This window comes from Telluria sp. AZSoR62 (assembly GCF_058111565.1).
Window position 1 is genome coordinate 1 of sequence record NZ_JBYTST010000707.1, and the last position, 204, is coordinate 204.

A 204-nucleotide genomic window follows, 5' to 3' on the forward strand; every position below is an offset into this window, starting at 1 on the left:
TCGACTTGCATGTGTAAAGCATGCCGCCAGCGTTCAATCTGAGCCAGGATCAAACTCTTCAGTTTAATCTCTGTTTGATAGACACTTTCGTGCCTCCCGACATTGCTGCCGGGGTCGCTCACTCAAGATACTGACCGTTACTCATTGCTGAGCAACGTATTTCTTTTTTGTGAACATTTGATAATTTAAGTATTCAATGACCGA

1 rRNA gene is annotated in these 204 nt (G+C 43.6%); it reads right to left on the minus strand.

Annotated features, from left to right (window positions below):
- Positions 1-65, minus strand: a 16S ribosomal RNA gene (locus AC3XQU_RS25220); the annotation flags it as partial.
- Between the last annotated feature and the right edge of the window lie 139 nt (positions 66-204).